This is a genomic window from Paenibacillus tengchongensis (assembly GCF_008973665.1).
Classification (GTDB): Bacteria; Bacillota; Bacilli; order Paenibacillales; family Paenibacillaceae; genus Paenibacillus_AQ; species Paenibacillus_AQ tengchongensis.
Map to the genome: position 1 here is coordinate 13256 of NZ_WACP01000025.1, position 13860 is coordinate 27115.

14 protein-coding genes and 2 riboswitches are annotated in these 13860 nt (G+C 54.6%); of the genes, 6 read left to right on the forward strand and 8 right to left on the reverse strand.

All coding sequences use genetic code 11. The annotated features are described in order from the left end of the window. Positions 1 to 91: 91 nt before the first annotated feature. Both F1381_RS27380 and F1381_RS27385 read left to right on the forward strand, forming a co-directional pair. A complete protein-coding gene (locus F1381_RS27380; RefSeq protein WP_151737983.1) occupies positions 92 to 385 on the forward strand; it encodes a hypothetical protein in 294 nt (97 codons plus the stop codon). A 232-nt stretch (positions 386 to 617) separates the two neighbouring features. Next, complete coding sequence (locus F1381_RS27385; protein WP_151737984.1) at positions 618 to 905, forward strand: 4a-hydroxytetrahydrobiopterin dehydratase; 288 nt, start codon at positions 618 to 620, stop codon at positions 903 to 905. Between the two features lie 71 nt (positions 906 to 976). Here F1381_RS27385 and F1381_RS27390 read toward each other — a convergent pair whose 3' ends face one another. The 5 genes from F1381_RS27390 to F1381_RS27410 form a co-directional block, all read right to left on the reverse strand. Further along, a complete protein-coding gene (locus F1381_RS27390) occupies positions 977 to 1492 on the reverse strand; it encodes a GNAT family N-acetyltransferase (RefSeq protein WP_151737985.1) in 516 nt (171 codons plus the stop codon). 238 nt (positions 1493 to 1730) lie between these two features. Beyond that, positions 1731 to 2222 (reverse strand): C40 family peptidase, encoded by a 492-nt coding sequence (locus F1381_RS27395; RefSeq protein ID WP_151737986.1) that lies wholly within the window; start codon positions 2220 to 2222, stop codon positions 1731 to 1733. 4 nt (positions 2223 to 2226) lie between these two features. Next, positions 2227 to 2371, reverse strand: a riboswitch (cyclic di-AMP (ydaO/yuaA leader). A 382-nt stretch (positions 2372 to 2753) separates the two neighbouring features. Further along, positions 2754 to 3242: a C40 family peptidase gene (locus F1381_RS27400; protein WP_151737987.1), complete on the reverse strand. Its 489-nt coding sequence runs from the start codon at positions 3240 to 3242 to the stop codon at positions 2754 to 2756. 3 nt (positions 3243 to 3245) lie between these two features. Continuing rightward, positions 3246 to 3382, reverse strand: a riboswitch (cyclic di-AMP (ydaO/yuaA leader). 226 nt (positions 3383 to 3608) lie between these two features. Beyond that, positions 3609 to 4439, reverse strand: coding sequence for a hypothetical protein (locus F1381_RS27405; protein ID WP_151737988.1), 831 nt, complete (start codon positions 4437 to 4439; stop codon positions 3609 to 3611). A gap of 10 nt (positions 4440 to 4449) precedes the next feature. Continuing rightward, positions 4450 to 6471 (reverse strand): M1 family metallopeptidase, encoded by a 2022-nt coding sequence (locus F1381_RS27410; RefSeq protein ID WP_151737989.1) that lies wholly within the window; start codon positions 6469 to 6471, stop codon positions 4450 to 4452. 104 nt (positions 6472 to 6575) lie between these two features. On the opposite strand from F1381_RS27410, the gene F1381_RS27415 reads away from it, so the two are divergent. Next, positions 6576 to 7082, forward strand: a complete 507-nt coding sequence (locus F1381_RS27415; RefSeq protein ID WP_151737990.1) for a YwhD family protein — start codon at positions 6576 to 6578, stop codon at positions 7080 to 7082. 131 nt (positions 7083 to 7213) lie between these two features. On the opposite strand, the gene F1381_RS27420 is transcribed toward F1381_RS27415, so the two are convergent. From F1381_RS27420 to F1381_RS27430, 3 genes are all read right to left on the reverse strand, one after another. Continuing rightward, the gene (locus tag F1381_RS27420; protein WP_151737991.1) at positions 7214 to 7687 is read right to left on the reverse strand and encodes an AbrB/MazE/SpoVT family DNA-binding domain-containing protein; all 474 of its coding nucleotides are present in this window, start codon (positions 7685 to 7687) and stop codon (positions 7214 to 7216) included. Positions 7688 to 7924: 237 nt separating this feature from the next. Continuing rightward, on the reverse strand, positions 7925 to 8599 hold the full coding sequence (locus tag F1381_RS27425) for a DNA-3-methyladenine glycosylase (protein ID WP_151737992.1): 675 nt from the start codon (positions 8597 to 8599) through the stop codon (positions 7925 to 7927). 93 nt (positions 8600 to 8692) lie between these two features. Beyond that, complete coding sequence (locus F1381_RS27430; RefSeq protein ID WP_151737993.1) at positions 8693 to 10765, reverse strand: transglycosylase domain-containing protein; 2073 nt, start codon at positions 10763 to 10765, stop codon at positions 8693 to 8695. A 207-nt stretch (positions 10766 to 10972) separates the two neighbouring features. Between F1381_RS27430 and F1381_RS27435 the strand changes: the two genes are divergently transcribed. The 3 genes from F1381_RS27435 (at position 10973) to F1381_RS27445 (ending at position 13852) form a co-directional block, all read left to right on the forward strand. Next, a complete protein-coding gene (locus F1381_RS27435) occupies positions 10973 to 12145 on the forward strand; it encodes a beta propeller repeat protein (protein WP_151737994.1) in 1173 nt (390 codons plus the stop codon). Between the two features lie 150 nt (positions 12146 to 12295). Continuing rightward, complete coding sequence (locus F1381_RS27440) at positions 12296 to 13162, forward strand: carbon-nitrogen hydrolase family protein (RefSeq protein WP_151737995.1); 867 nt, start codon at positions 12296 to 12298, stop codon at positions 13160 to 13162. A 12-nt stretch (positions 13163 to 13174) separates the two neighbouring features. Next, positions 13175 to 13852: a GNAT family N-acetyltransferase gene (locus tag F1381_RS27445; RefSeq protein WP_151737996.1), complete on the forward strand. Its 678-nt coding sequence runs from the start codon at positions 13175 to 13177 to the stop codon at positions 13850 to 13852. The last annotated feature ends 8 nt before the right edge of the window (positions 13853 to 13860 follow it).

Sequence of the window (13860 nt, forward strand, 5' to 3'; positions counted from 1 at the left end):
ATCGACAACACTCCCTTTTTTGTGAAGTGATTTTTTCGGCTATAATGGTAAGGAAAGCTATTATTCATTGTGGGAAAACGGAGTGATCAACGTGGGTGTGAAGCATGGCAGAGATTATGGAGAGATTTTGAAGGAACTGACAGCAGCGGTAGGCCGTATTACCGACAGTTATTTATTTTTTGAAATGGAGCCGGAGGAGTGGCAGGACCTGCCCCAGGAATCCAAAGACGAGGTATGGGAAGCGCTGGCAGAGGATTTATTCTTTGCATTGGGCGAAGAGCCGGTCATCGAGGTGGGCAGCGGGGTTGTCATCTACGATAAGGAGACGCACCGGATCAATATCCTGCTGGGGGAACAGGATTTGGCATCCGTTCTGCTGGTATAGGAGGGATCCTCAGGGCGCAGAATTTGTTCAGCGCACCGGGACCATGGTAAAATCAAGGTACCGTGTACTATTTGCCGGGATAGCCGAATACATTAAATCAAAAAAGGCCTTCATCCTGGCGCATCCCTTGGAGTTTCGAAGCTGAGGGATGTTTTGTTTGGCGGGTCCGGACGGAAACAGAACTGCCGGCGGAGCCCGAAGTTTACGGTACACAGTAAGGGAGGAAAAGACCGTGCAACTGACTGAGGAAGAACTGCTTGAGCAGATAGGAAAGCTGGAAGGCTGGAAGCTGGAACAGAATTATATGGTGCGCAAATATATGTTTAGCGAATATATGAAGGGAATTGCCTTTGTGGACGAGGTGGCGGCCATATCGGAAGCCTTTGATCACCATCCGCATATTACCATTGATTACAAATCGGTATACTTGCGTCTTTCGGCCAGAGAAGAGAATGGACTGGGAGCCATGGATTTACGCCAGGCCCATGAATTTAACGAGGCCTTCGAGAAGACCCGTTAGACCATAAGCAACTGTATAATTAGCCCTGCCGGAATCATTGCTCCGGACGGGGCTTTTTTCATGGAATAGGGCTACTCCTGAGTTGGAAACTCTGTATCCTGCTGTTTATCATAAACCATGCAATAAAAGGGCTTATCTCCGCTTGGTGTCCGGCGCTCATATGTATCGGTGATCGTGAATCCGCATTTATGGTAGGCTTTGATTGCCCGCTGGTTCCAGGTCAGCACCTCCAGATCAATCTCGCATTCCGGGTAACGCTTCAGTGCCTCCTTAACGATGGCCTTCATAAACAAGTGACCCATCCCCTGGCCGCAGAGCGCAGGCTTCATGCCGATCCCCAGACGCACTACCCCTTCCATCGGAAAAAGCTGAGCGAACCCGCACAGCTCCCCGCTGCCGCTCAGTACAGATACATATTGCTCCCCGCGCAGCTTGGGATCGCCGAATTCAATGCCGAGGGCCTGCATCTGTTCCCAGGGTAACCACCCGTAAATATTATAGGGCGGCTTGTAATCCCAACCGCATATCTCTTGAGCATGGAAGCTCTCCATTGGAGCCACATGAAACGTTATCCGGGGGCTGATCATCACGCCTGCCTCCTATAATTTGATAAAGGCCAATACATCTATAACCCAATTATAAGTAAAGTGAAGCTGCTGCCCAAATTTTTTCGATAAAAAAGCTGCTGATTTTGCGAAAAATGGCAGTTCCCTATGTTTGACGAATCGTAGTAAGGGTAAATATCCTTTGTAAGGACAAAAAACAGGCCCCTTTCCAAGATTTCGGCAAAAATCCTGAAAAAGAGCCTGCTTATGTGATATGAAATTATTCTACATCATCATTGTCCTGAGTATCAGAGGCTACAGCATGGTATGCGTCTGTGCTCATAATCCGTTTGGCGCCAACGTAGCGGTTGACGTAATAGCTGTCGCTCAAAGAGCTGATGGTGACCCCGCGGCTGCTTGAAGCATGCGCAAATTTGCCTCCTCCGACATAAATGCCGACGTGGGATACACCCTTGCCGCTTGTATTGAAGAATACAAGATCGCCTTCACGGAGATCATCGCGGGAGATGGCTGTGCCCATTTGGTATTGGGAGCCGGACTGGTGAGGCAGGTTAATGCCGATCTTATCGAATACGTACATGGTGAAACCGGAGCAATCGAAACCGTTCGTCGTGGTTCCGCCGGATACGTACCGGGAACCGATTGCTTTGTCGATGACTTTATCCATCTTGGAATCGGCGAAAGCGCTTCCCGCTCCAAGGGTAAAGAGGATGGAGATGCTGAGTGCAGCTGCCGCTAACGTCTTCTTCAAAAGTAAATACTCCTTCCAAATGCCTACGAGGTTAGCTTAAGGGTTCGGTTGAAGGTCCCCTATGACCCCTCTGAGAATAGGAGGTCAATTCACCCAAAACTGGTTCCCCCGTTTCCCTGAATGGACAGGGAACTCGGCACGACTGTTGATTAGGCTTAGCCGGAAAAACTATACATGACAAAACGATTGAAAACCGTAATTTATTAATTACAAAAATGTTACTAAAAACTCACTGCGCTAATTGTAACAAAGACTCCGCGTCTTGGCAATCACTTAAAACATATTATTGCACGGTTTTTCTGTTTCGCAGAGTCAAAGATAACGTAAAAGACACGATTGTAGCCTAAAATGAAATAAAAAGAAAAAATTTCCTACAATTTGTCCGATTTCATGTTTCAAAGCGCCGGAATAGGTGTATAGGTAGAATAAGGAAAAGGAAAAACCCGGAAACGATTACGGCAATAATCGCAGTCCCGGGTTTTGTATAAGCAACGTTTGATATTAGAGGCAGAGAATAATTCGGGGAATGGTTCAATCGTAAGCGACTGCTTGATAAGCGGTTGTGCTCATGACGCGTTTGGCGCCAACGTAGCGGTTGGCCCAGTAGGCTTGGCTGAGTGAAGTGATCGTTACGCCGCGCGAGCTGGAGGCTTGCGCGAATTTTCCATTTCCAACATAAATCCCAACATGGGACACGCCGTTGCCCAGTGTATTAAAGAAGACCAGATCGCCTGAACGCAGATTGCTCTTCGATACGGCCGTACCTGTGCTGAATTGCGCTTTGGAGGTACGGGGCAGGGTGATGCCCAGACTTTTGAACACATACTTGGTGAACCCGGAACAGTCGAAGCCGGCGGTGCTCATGCCCCCGGTTTTATAGGTCGTTCCCAAGGTTGTAGCAATAACGTTGTCCATTTTAGAGTCGGCGGAAGCAGTGTCCGCTCCTACACCCAGGGTGAATACCAAGGCAAGGCCCAATGCTGCTGCGGTGCATTTCTTTTTCCAATGCTGAAGTCTCAAAAGATGTTCTCCTTCCAAGGCCTGCGAGGTTAGCTTGAGGATTCGGTAGAAGTTTCCCTATGACCCCTCTGAAACGAGATCAATTCACCCAAAATATGGTTCCCCCACTTCCCGGTGCCGGAATTAGGCGATTTACGCACCGAATAGTGTTTTCTGTGTCCCGGATAAGCACGACGCAGATAAAAGTCAAAATGGTTGCAAAAGATTACAAAGTTGTTACTTGTACTACGAGCCTCATTGTACCAGACGATTTGCCGTTTTGCAAACCTTTAGATCACATTATAGGCGCTTTGTACGGCAAAAAGAGTCGCAGCCTTCGTATAACCGGGGCCGCGGCTCTTTTAGTATGGCAGAAACATATGTGATTTATTGTGGAAATGTTTTGCTGCGCCATAAATGATACTGCGAAGCGATGCCCCACATCCGTAACAGAGTGGTGGGAAGCGGTGACATTTGCCGGAGGAGAAGGGCGGGCATTCCCGGGAAGAACAATCCGCAGATTCCGTTCAGCATCAGCATCAGCAGTCCGCCTGACCCCAGGAGAAGCGAAACGGCTATAGCTTTGGGGAGCACCCGTACTAGAACCCCCAGTGAGGTGAAGACTCCGGTCCCTCCGGTGTAACCGAACTGCATGTACAACAGCATCAGGCGGACGGCGTAAAGATAGAGCAGCCAGACCAGAACGTATGGAACAAGTTTGATCAGCAGAGTATAGTCGAGCACACCGCTCAGCAGCAGATTGTACATATCGGGAAGCAGCAGGTAAAGGGGAAGGGCGGCCAGCAGCCATTCGGTCACGCTGAAGATAAATACCGGAAGCCCCAGCCGTTTCATGCCCGGGAAAAAGAACAGGCCCCGTTCCCCCTTCCGCTCCTGGTGCAGCTCGTGCAGCAGTCCTGCCCGGATAAAGGGCGACAGCAGCAGCCTCAGGATAGAGAGGCCCAGCAGCAGCAAGAGCCAGCGCCGCACATCCGGATCGGCCCCCAGCGCCTGTTGGCCTTCGATATAGTAGAGCAGCCTGCCGAGCAGGCTGCCGCCGGCATCGGCATCGGGATACCGCAGCAGTACAGGTTCAACGGCGGAGCGGACGAAGCGGTACAGGAAATACCCCCAGAACAGGCGGTAAATAAACAGCAGAATCAGGATATAAAATTGCTCCTTCATGCTGCGCCAGCCGCAGGTTATCGCAGTTTTCACAATTCTCACCTCACCAGACCAGAGTTCCGAGCATAATTTCAAGCCACTGCGTTACACTATTCGTCCAGCGGGAGAGCGTCCTTGGTTCAAGTTCTGCAAGTCTGAAATTATTGATATGCTTATTCTCCAGCAGAATGGAATGATCGGGATCCATTTCGACCGACACCAGAGGCGCTTTATAGGACATCCGGAATTCCGATTCTGCTGTATTGCCGGTCCATTTCTGCCGGGCGGTGTACCCGTCAGAGAAAGTGAATTTAACGGGTACATCCGTGTAATTGCTGCCTTTATTGCTGATCTTTACCGTGGATTGATAACGGGAATCCGCCGGGCCTTCTTTATTGACAGAGCTGCGGATATCATCTACGGCAAAATCGGGAGAGCCGCCGCCATAAATATATTGGTCAAAATAGGCTTGCCAGCTTTTTTTGGTCACTTTCTCCACAATTGCCTGAAAATCTTCGGTAGAGGGATGACGGAACCGGTACTTACGGGTGTAAGCCGATAAGATGGTGTCCATGGTTTTGGTGCCGACCTGATGCTCCAGGTCTTTCAGCACCAGCTTGCCGCGGATGTATACATTCCGTGCGTAGGCTTCGTTAGAAGGGTATTTCCAGGCTTCAAGTTTCAGCGGCTGCGGCGTGCCTATCAGGCTGGCCTGCAGCGGCAGGTTCGTGGTGACGCCGTACTCCTGCTCCATCAGCCTGTCCTCGGCATAGGAGGTAAAGGCCTCGTCGAGCCAGGCTTCCTCAAATTCATTGCTGGCCAGCATACCGTAGAAATACTGGTGGCCGATTTCGTGAACGACCGTGCGTTCCAGCGAAGTGTTCGGATTGGCTTCGGAGGCTGCAAAAGCCGTAATCAGGGTCGGATACTCCATTCCTCCTGCTCCGCTTGCGCCTGCGGGCGGTACGACGATGGAAAGCGTAGAGTAGGGGTAAGAGCCGTACCATTTGCTGAAGGCGGTCAGAGCAGCTTTGGCAGCCTGGAAATAACGTTCCTGCAGATCCTTGTGCTTCGGGTCGAGATAGAGCTTGATCCTCACACCGGGGACCTGAGGCGCGGAGAAGGCCTCTTCGGCCACGATAAAGTCAGGGGAAGCGGCCCAGGCGAAATCATGCACATCATCCGCATAGAACTGGTAAATCTTCTGGTCCTGCTTGAGCTTTGGACTCTTGACCGGAAAGCCGGTGGCTCCCACGATGTAATTGGAGGGGACGGAAATCGTTACATTGTAAATGCCGAAATCGCTGTAAAACTCCGAATTGCCGTGGTATTGATGGAGATCCCAGCCTTCCTGCCTGATTCCGCGGGTCCCGGCCGGCTCGTAAACACTCAGCTTGGGAAACCACTGCCCGGCCATTACAAAGTTCCCGGAAGTGCCCATACGGGCAAACACCTTCGGCAGCTTGACCTCAAATTGCAGCTTAAGGGTGACACTCTCCCCGCCGTTAACCGGCTGCGGCAGATGCACCTTGATAAGCGTCCGGTCATCCACATTTCCGTCATCCGGCTGCACATACTGGATACGCTGCAGCAGCGACACGCCTTCGGTGGTACGCAGATCGCTGATGGTCATCCCGCCATATCCACCTACAGGCATGGTATCGCCGCGCAGTTCTCCCCCGGATTCTTTCATGAAAGTTGTATCATCGGACGCGAACGCATTCGGGTAGAGGTGAAAATAAAGCTCCTGGACCGGCTTGCTTCCGGGATGAGTCCAGGTCACCGTCTCGGCGCCCCGTAAAACGCCGCTTTCCTGCAGGAGCTGGACGTCGATATGGTACTCCGTGACCCGCTGGCTTAAGGCTTCCGAGACCGGAAGCGGCTTACTCTCGGGAAGCTTGGGCTGCGCTGTCTTGCTGGCTGCTGCTTTGGCCGGGGCCCCGGCAGGGGACTTGGCCTTATCCGGCGCAGCGGCAGACCCGGCTGCCGGGCTGAGCCCGGAGACGGACCAGACGGCGGTACCGAGCAGGGCGAGGGCGGATAAGGCCGCAATAATGAAGACGGATTTCAATGACAGTAGCTTCATACAGTTATTCCTCCCGTGACAAGCTTCTACGGGATGTATATGTTTGCATTCGCCGCAATATTAGCTAAAATTAATTTATTAGCGATAGGAAAGGATGTGCACATGTGGATAACGTACAACCGGAGGGCAGAAAGCAGATTGCCTTGAATATTGTGAATGCCAAGAGTAAACATAAAGGCTTCGGCGCCGGCTCCATTGACCTGAACAACGTATCGCCGGTCATCATCGACGGCGGGGAAGCAGTTATCGACATCGGTGCAATGCATGCCAAGAGTAAGGTGGAGAAGGGAATCAAGTTCTCGATGAACCGGGAAGATGTCCCGAACGGCCGCCAGGTCTGGGTAGTCTGGGTTGCCGTAGACCGTACACCTGAAGGGCAAGTCTATGGGGGGATTACCGCCTGCGAAATGTGGATTGATTCAGAGGCGCGCCGGGGCTGGAAGATTCTCGCCGACCATGTGAACAAGCTGGACTCCGCCCTGAAACGGAAGATTATTGTCGAGGGACTGAGTGCAGAGGACAAGGCCGCGCTGAAATCGCTGCTCATTAGCCATAATGAGGAGTGGTGGAACGCCTCCTCCGCAGAATTGAAGGCGGCATTGTCAGACTGAGCACTCCGCCGCTGAATACAAAAGGCTTGGCCGCAGATGAACGGGCGGCCAAGCCTTTTGTTCCAAATATTAGCAGCGTGCCTATACGCCATTAGCCCCTGCTGTACGGAGGAACGGTACCGTGCCGGCAGTTACGCTTTGCCTGCAGCGCTCAGCTTACGCTTGAGCTGGCTCACCCGCGCCTGGCTGATGCCGAGCACGTCAGCGAGTTCCTTCTGGTTGGCGTAAGGATGTTCCGCCATCGCCTTCTCCAGGCGCAGGGTCATTTCCTCTGTCTTCGTCCGCCGCCCTCCGCGGCTTTGACCGGAGCTTTCCTCCGCATAGGTCTGCGCCGGCAGGGACTCTTCTTCCCGGCGCTGCGGATTACCCAGTTCCTTCAGGCAGCCGCTGCAAATAAACTGGTCTTTATAGTAGGTCACATGATCAAGGCTTCTGCAGAACGTGCATTCAGTGGAGGTGTACTTGCGCAGCACAATTACTTCGTCGTCCAGAATAAAAAATTCGATAGGATCCCCGATGTCAATATTGCGGGTCATTCGGATCTCCACGGGAACCACAATTCTGCCAAGGCTGTCTAAACTTCGGATCATCCCTGTATCCTTCATCTCATGTCCCTCATTTACAACATTTATTTTTTTATGTCGATATCATTGATTATAACAGTAATTGTCAGTTTAGAGAATGGGGAAAGCGCATTCATTGGCGTGGTTGTGCGATTTTTTTTATAACAATTTGTAACGGGAAAAGCCACAGGCCTTCGGGATTCCGAAAGACTGTGGCTAATTAGGGTTCTTAGTCATTTACCCGGCATTGGTGCCGGCTGAAACAGCCGCCGGGCCAATTTACTTCCAGCGGAAAGCCGGCTCCTGCCGGTCCCGCACTGAAACCCAAGGGTTGTTCCGCAGATAGAACCGCCACGGCAGCTTCTCATATTCGCCGGCATAGGGAATATTGATCCGCGGGGCCTCTACAATGTCCAATTTCTGCGGCGCACACCCCTGCTCCAGCCACAGCGGCCCGCCGGTCTGGTTGAGCCGGATGCCGTTCAGGCTTTTATCGATCCGCAGCGCCCGGCATAGCTTGCCGGGTCCGCTGGAAAGCCCGGTCGGCTTCTTAAGGGCGCCTCCGCGGTAGAGTGCCATCCGTGCAGCGTCTGCGTCCGTCAGCGGCTCCACCGCACGGATCAGGACCGCCTGGGGATCATCTTGTTCACCAGTGACTACATTCAGACAATGATACATGCCGTATATAAGGTATACATAGGCGGTCCCTCCGGCGCTGAACATGACTTCCGTGCGGGCTGTGCGCCGTCCGCCGTAGGCATGGCTGCCCTTGTCCTCGATTCCGCCGTAGCTCTCCGTCTCTACAATGCGGCAGCGGATTTCCCCGTCCCCCGTCCGGCGCACGACGTGCTGGCCGAGGAGCAGCGGCGCGGCCTCCAGTGCAGAGAGCCGGTAGAGACCGGAGGTAAGCGGCGTGCCACGTTTAATATCTCCGCGTTCCTGCTCTCCATTCATGGGCTTCACGGCACCTTTCAGGGCGCAGCAGGTCTCACCCGCGCGCCGTTTTTGTCCCATCGTAACCCAAGACCGGGCAGGCCGCAAGGCATCCTAATTCATCCACCAGCGTTTAATGTCGTTCCAGAGCGAATGCTCCTCTTCGGCGGGAGCGCTCTGCTCGTCCGTTTGTTCCTCTGGGGGAGATGCCTTGCCGCTCTCGCCGTGTTCATCGCAATATTCCGTAGGCTCCGTACCGCTGAGGAAGGTCTCCAGTTCCTTTTCGGGACAGGCGGCAGTGGCAAGCTTGCCGGACTCCGGATTGATATAGACGCTCACGACTCCGTCAGGGATCGGAAAAATCTTCGGCGGCACATTTTCCAGCGCCTTTTCCGTAAATTCGGCAAAGATTGGTGCAGCGCGGCGCCCGTCGGTTGTCGAGATTTCCCGCCCTTTGTCATACCCTACCCACACCGCTGTGGCCAGCTCCGGCGTAAAGCCGACCATCCAGCCGTCCGTATCGGTGGTGCCGGTCTTGCCTGCAACCGGACGTTTGATGACCGAGGCCACACGGTTACCCGTTCCGCCGCTCTCAAACACGCCTTCCATCAGCCGGGTCAGTACATAGGCAGCCCCCGGCTCAACGACCTGCTCACCCTGCCGCTGCGGAGCCTCGTAAAGCATATTACCCTGGCTGTCGGTAATCTTGAGAATCGCTGTAACCGGGTGTTTAACGCCTCCGCCGCCGATAACGGCAAAGGCTGAAGCCATATCCAGCGGGCTGACCGGAGAGGTGCCGAGAGCCAGGGAAGGCACACTCTGCAGCGGGCTGGAAATACCCATCTTGGCAGCCATTTCGGCTACGTTATCGGCCCCGACCTTCATGATGGTGTTGACGGCGTATATGTTGTCGGAAGCGGCGATGGCCTGCCGCATATTGATTTCACCCAAATATTTATCGCCGAAATTCCGGGGCTGGTAGGTCTTGCGGTTATTGTCATAGTGGAAAAGAGTCGGCTGGCTGTTGAATACAGACAGGCCGGTCATCGTCTTCGAAGACAGCGCCGTAAGATACATAATCGGCTTAAAGGACGAGCCCGGCTGGCGGGTGGTGGCCAAGGCATGGTTGAACTGGTTGGTCCGGTAGTTTTTGCCGCCCACCATCGCCTTGATATAGCCGCTGCGGGGATCTACTGATACCAGCGCCGTCTCCAGCTCGCTTTGCGCATCCATCCCCTGCCGGACGGCATCCTCCGCCGCCTGCTGCATGTCCGGATCAAGCGTGGTATAGACCCTGAGCCCGCCCTGCTCCAGCTCATCTGCGCTGATGTTCAGCAACTGCATGGTCTGAGCCCGTACATAATCCCGGAAATAAGGGGCGGGAGCGGCCGTTTCCTGATTGCCCTGAGGCTTGAAGTCCAGGGTCTCCCGGGACGCCGCCAGTGCCTGACCGTCCGTAATATCGCCTGTTTCGACCATGGCCGACAGGATAATGCCCTGGCGTTTCTTGGCGTTCTCCATATGTGTATAAGGCGAGTAGTAGGTCGGCCCTTTAGGGATACCGGCCAGCATAGTGCTCTCGGCCAGGTCAAGCTCTGCGGCCGGCTTGCCGAAATACATCTGCGCAGCCGCTTCGATGCCATAGGCCCCGTGGCCGTAGTAAATTTCGTTAAGATACATATTCAGAATTTCATCCTTGCTGAATTTCATCTCAAGCTGCACGGTATAAAAGGCTTCTTTGGCTTTGCGGGTCCAGGTTTTTTCATGGGTCAGGTAAAGGTTACGGGCTAGCTGCTGGGTTAAGGTGCTGGCCCCCTGCGAGCGTTCGCCCGATTCCAGATTAGCAAGAACGGCCCGTCCCATCCCCTTTGCATCAAAGCCGGCATGACTGTAGAATTTACGGTCCTCCACAGCTAGAGTGGCCTTGATGAGCAGCGGTGAAATCTGCTCAAGCGCCACCGGATCGCGGCTGCGTCCGTCGCTGGTGAATACGGCCAGCACTTCGCCCCGGGAGTCCAGCAGCTTTGAGCGGATATCATCTCCAAGCGGCGGCAGCGGCTTCTGGTACAGGTAGCCGAGCAGGCCTCCCGCAGCGATAAGGCCGATTACAGCCACTATGGCCAGCAGCCGGAAGAGCCGGCGGAAGGGGCGCCTTGGTTTTTTTGAATTAGCGGATTCGTGCGGCATGCAGATTCAGGCTCCTTTCGCGAGAAGGCGTTCCTTTCATTACGTTCATTTCCATTATGGGAAAGGAAGAAGGCGGATATTCATTAAAGGGAACGGTGAAGATTTTGTCTCTTCTTTGTGACCGGTTGCATGTAGATATGCCCATGGAGAGGGAGTATAACAGAGGAGTATGCCAAAAAGGGTAATTAGACTATAGGAGGTGTTACCATGAACAAAAGAAAACTGTTACGGAAAATGACGGTAACGCTGCTGCTCGGCGGGCTTGTGGCTGGCGGCTGGGGAGCTGCGGCCCCGTCTGCACAAACGGCTGCCGCTGCCCCTGCCTGCGGCAGCGGCGACCACGGTCTGCTGCAGGAGCTGCAGGCGAAGCAGGCCTCGGACGGTAATGCGCCCCTCAGCTTTAACGATATCAGCTTCCTCAGCGGCGACACGGGCCGGGCGGCCGGCAACGGCTTCATGATCGGCACCTCAAACGGCGGATGCCAATTTCAGACGATTTATGAAGGCCAGTGGAATTTCCGGCAAATGTCGTTTCCCGACAACGTTCATGGCTGGGCGTTAGCATCCGTACAAGACGGATCGGCGAACTATCTGATCGCCACTTCCGACGGCGGCTCTACCTGGAAGCGTCTCGGGCAGCAGGCAGTTACCTTCGAACGGATTAATTTTCAGGACCATAAGCACGGCTTCGGGTACAACCGTGCTTCCACCTATTATACGGCTGACGGCGGAGCGAGCTGGAGCCGCATTCCAACTCCGCCCAATACACGCGGGGCTGAATTTACCAGCCGGAGCAGCGGCTGGGCGGTGGTGGTCGCTCCCGGGGAGGGCTACCGGGTCATGAAGACCGCAGACGGAGGCAAAAGCTGGAGTCTTGCGCTTAAGGCCAAATACAGTTATCCGGAATACGGACGGGTGTATGTTGGGGGCAAGCAGGTGTACGCGCTGCTATACGGGGAAACAGGAATGTCTCAGACCTCCTATTCCCTGTATGCCAGTTCCGACAACGGGGCGCACTTTAGACGTGTGATCGCCGAGTCGACGGCGGGCGGCGGACCGGCGCCGGGCAGCGGCCAGGCGCAGCATACGTCCGGACCCGCTTCCGGGAAGCCGGGCAATATGCAGCTGGCAGGCGGCAGCACGGCCTTTCTGGCCGGCTATTCTCCGGCCGGCGAGCAAGTGGCCGTCGGCCGCACCTATAACGGGGGCGCCGATTGGGTCAACCTTCCGGCGATAGAGGGTTATGAGGGGGTAATCTCTTTTCCGGATAAGCAGAAGGGCTGGCTGGCGGCAAGCGGGCCGGAAGGAAGCTCCTTGTATGCTACGGCGGACGGGGGAGCGAACTGGAAGGTTAAATTTACGTTTAAGGGAACTGAATAAGGCTCCAAAGGCTCCACCGCGCGGCTCCTTAAGGGGGCCGTTTTTTCTTGCCTGTCCGTTTGCAGCTGCCGTGGGGGCCGAAGTGTGATTTTATCCGCCGGTATGGTAAAATTTTAGGTACTTTGAATCCGGCAAGGAGGAGTGTCATTCATGTCATCCAAGACCTTTCGTGTATCCGCCGTGCAGTATCATTTACATACAATCGCATCCTTTGAGGAGTTTGCCGCCCAATGCGAGCATTACGTCCGGACGGCCGCAGAGTACAGCGCCGACTTTGTGCTGTTTCCCGAATTCCTGACCACTCAGCTGATGTCCATCGGGGACGGACAGGGCCATGCCCTGACTATTGAAGACCTGCCGCAGTTTACAGACCGGTATCGCGGCATGTTCTCTGGATTAGCGCGGACCTACGGCATGCACATTATTGGCGGCACCCATGTGCTGCGCCGGAACGGCAAGCTGTACAATGTGGCGCACCTCTTTTATCCGGACGGCCGGATTGCCGAGCAGGCCAAGCTGCACATTACACCCGCTGAGGTCGAAGGCTGGAATATGGGGGCTGGCGAGGGGCTGGAAGTGTTTGAAACGGACAAAGGCACCATCGCCATGCTGACCTGCTATGACATCGAGTTTCCGGAGATCGTGCGGATGGCCAGAGCCAAAGGGGCCGATGTCATCTTCTGCCCGTCCTGCACGGATGACCGCCACGGCTTTCACCGGGTCAGATACACAAGCCATGCCCGTACGGTCGAGAATCAGATTTATGTGGTGCTGACCGGCACGGTCGGCTCCTTGCCGACAGTGGACCTGATGCGCGCCAACTTCGGGCAGGCGGCGGTGATCACCCCGAACGACATCCCGTTTCCGCCGCAGGGCCTGCTGGCCGAAGGAGAAATCAACTCCGATATGATCATTACCGCCGATCTGGATCTGGAGCTGCTCTACCGCGTCCGCGAGAAGGGCTCGGTAACGACCTGGCGCGACCGGAGAACCGACCTTTATACAGATTGGTCGTAAGGGGAGGCGCCGATGTACTATAAATCCTTTTATGCTTTTGACGGCAAAACCCCGGTTCCGGCTGTAATCCGCCAATATAATGAAGAGGATTTCGCCGAGCTGATGATCATTCAGGCCGAGGCGTTTCCGCCTCCATACCCCGCAGAAGCGCTATGGAACCGGGAGCAGCTCTTCAATCATGTGACCTTATTTCCCGAAGGAGCGCTATGCGCAGAAGTGGGCGGCGAGCTGGCCGGTTCGGTAACCGCTTTGAAAATCTTCTTTGAGCAAGGCGGTGCGGGGGCGCGGCATTCCTGGTCGGAGGTAACAGCGGACGGCTACCTGACCACTCATGTTCCGGATGGAAACGCCTTATATATCGCAGATCTGTGCGTCCGCCCCAAATTCCGCAAGCTGGGGCTGGGCAAGGAACTCGTCCAGTCGCTTTATCATGTGGTTGTCGAACAGAAGCTGCAGCGGCTGCTGGGAGCCGGACGCATGCCGGGCTACCATCTTCAGGCTGAACGGCTGAGTGCGGAGCGTTATCTGCAGGCGGTGGTCGCCGGCGAGCTGGCCGACCCCGTCATCACCTTCCTGCTCCGCTGCGGGCGGACGCCGGTCGAGGTAATTCCCGAATATCTCGAGGATGAAGAATCGTGCAATTATGCGGCGCTCATGGAGTGGCGCAATCCGTTTACCCATTCGAACTGAAACCGGAG